This window comes from Microbispora sp. ATCC PTA-5024, assembly GCF_000511135.2.
GTDB lineage: Bacteria > Actinomycetota > Actinomycetes > Streptosporangiales > Streptosporangiaceae > Microbispora > Microbispora corallina.
The window spans coordinates 1,502,660-1,504,982 of record NZ_KI866523.1; the positions used below are offsets into that span (position 1 = coordinate 1,502,660).

The 2,323-nt window shown below is 74.4% G+C and carries 3 protein-coding genes; all 3 read right to left on the reverse strand.

Features of this window, described 5'->3' with window-relative positions:
• The coding region (locus MPTA5024_RS19525; RefSeq protein WP_198167230.1) for a MarR family winged helix-turn-helix transcriptional regulator at positions 1-500 on the reverse strand (500 nt) is incomplete at its 3' end.
• Between the two features lie 29 nt (positions 501-529).
• Positions 530-1,384, reverse strand: a complete 855-nt coding sequence (locus tag MPTA5024_RS19530; RefSeq protein ID WP_051458360.1) for a YceI family protein — start codon at positions 1,382-1,384, stop codon at positions 530-532.
• 78 nt (positions 1,385-1,462) lie between these two features.
• Positions 1,463-2,323 (reverse strand): MSCRAMM family protein (locus MPTA5024_RS19535; protein WP_198167231.1); only part of this gene is annotated, 861 nt, incomplete at its 5' end.

A 2,323-nucleotide genomic window follows, 5' to 3' on the forward strand; every position in this document is an offset into this window, starting at 1 on the left:
ACCTCGGTCATCTCCCTGGTGAGGTTGTTGAATCGGGCGAGCATCCGGGCCAGCGACCGCACCTCGTCCTCCGGCCAGGAGTCGAGCAGCGCCCGGAAGCGCCGCTGGCGTGCCGATCGGGCGTTCTCCAGGCGCTGCCGCCCCTCGTCGGTGAGCGCGAGCAGATGGGCCCGCCCGTCGTCCGGGTCGGGCTCCCGGGTGACGAGGCCGAGCTCGCCGAGCACCTTGAGCTGGCGGCTGATCGTCGCCTTCCCCACGCCCAGGTGGGCCGCGAGGTCGCTCGGCCGCACCGGGTCGCCCTGGCCGATGAAGATCAGCAGGCCGTACGCGCCGGGGTCCAGCTCGGGATGGATGCGGCGGCTCATCTCCGCCGACAGCGCGTGGGCGCGCCGGAACAGCACGGCCAGCTGGTGCTCGACCTCGTGGTACGCGTCGTCGGACGCCTCCACGCCAGGTCTGCCCCCGGCGCCGATGACGGCGTCCGTTGTAGCGTTCGTCATGACGCCGCCTCCTCCCATCGCCGGCTCCACTATGGCAGGGACGCGCCCTGCACGGCCTGGATGTCCAGCTCCACTTTCAGGGTCGCACCGATGAGGGCGACACCTGCCCGCACCACCTGGTTGTACGTCATCGCGAAGTCGTCGCGGCGCAGCTCGGTCTCCGCCCGGAACGCCGCCCGCAGGCCGCCCCAGGGGTCCGGCCCGGTCCCCAGGTACGTCATGTCGAGGTCGACCGGCCGCATGATCCCGGCCAGCGTGAGCATCCCGTGCACGGTCCACCGGTCGGGACCGGACGCGGTGAGCCCGGCGCTGCGGTAGGTGATCGTGGGGTGCGCCGCCGCGTCGAGGAAGTCGGCCGACCGGAGGTGGTCGTCGCGGGTGCCGTTCCCGGTGTCGATCGAGGCGGCGGCGATCTCGGCGACGACCGAGGAGGTCTCGGGCGTCGGCCCGATCTCGATCCGCCCGGCGAACTCGGTGAACCGCCCCTGCACGCTGCTCAGCCCGAGATGCTGGGCCGTCGCGGCGATCCTGCAGTGCGCGGGGTCGAGCGTCCACACGCCGGGCGGGGGCAGGTCGGCGCCGCCCTGACGGGACAGCACGACCGTCCCCAGCTCGGCGACCCCTGCGCCGGTCGCGATCGCCGTCTGGGCGGCCGGGGCGTACCCGACGGCCGTGACGACCACCGTGTAGACGCCGGGCTCCAGCGGCCCGGTCGCCACGGTTCCCTCGGCGTCGGCCTGGACGCGCGCGACCTGCCGGCCGCTCATGTCGGTGACCGTGACCACGGCGTGCTGGACGGCCCATCCGTCCTTGGTGCGGATCAGGGCGTGCAGTCCCCGGCGGCTGGTCGGGGCGCTCTGCGCGGCCTGCTGACTGGTGTGCATACGACTCGTGCTCTCCCTGCTCGTCCTGGGAACGGCCTGCCCGCCGGCCCGGCCGTAGCGGCCGGGCCGGCGGCGGGGTCACTCGGGGTGGCCCAGCCAGATGTCGCGGCCGTCGTCGTCCAGGCCGTTGACGGTCATGGTGTCGGCCACGGGCGGGTACCCGGTGGCGATGACCGTGTACTGGCCGCCGGTCAGGTCCGCGAAGGCGTACTCGCCGTCCTCGCCGGTCGTCGTGGTGCCGACCACGTTCCCCGCGGCGTCCAGCAGCGTCACCCGCGCGTCGTTCAGCGGGCCGCCCCCGCGTACCCGTACGGTGCCGCGGACCCGGGCGCCGGGCCGGAGCTCGACGTCCTGCCGGGTGAGGCCGGTGCCGATGACCTCGACGGGAACGGCGGCCGGGCGGTGGGAGGGCGCGCTGACCGCCATCGTGTACGTGCCGGCCACGACTCCGGAGAAGGTGTAGACGCCCTCGGCGTCGGTGCTTCCCGTCGTGACGACCTCGCCCCGGACGTCGGTCACGACGACGATCGCCTCGGCCACCGGCTTCCCGTCGAGGTCGCGCACCACGCCGGTCAGCTTGCCGGAGCCGGCGAGGATCAGGTCGAAGTCCACCGGCTGGTCCCCGACCACGAGCGTGGCCACCTGCGGGTCGCGCTCGGCGGCCGACGCGATGAGGACGTAGGTGCCCGCGCCGGGCGCCTGGACGCTGTAACCGCCGTCGGCCCGGGTCATGGCCCTCCCGAGCTGGTGGCCGCGCACGTCGATCAGCGTCAGCGTGGCGTGGCCGACCGCGAAGCCGTCCTCGCCGCTGACGAAGCCGCGGATCTCCACGCCGCCGTCCGGTCCCGCGGCCCACTCGTCCGCCGCCGCGTACGCGGGCTCCCAGCGGTCCCGTACGGCGGGGGAGGCGGCCAGCCCGTCGGCGAGCGTGTCGGCGCC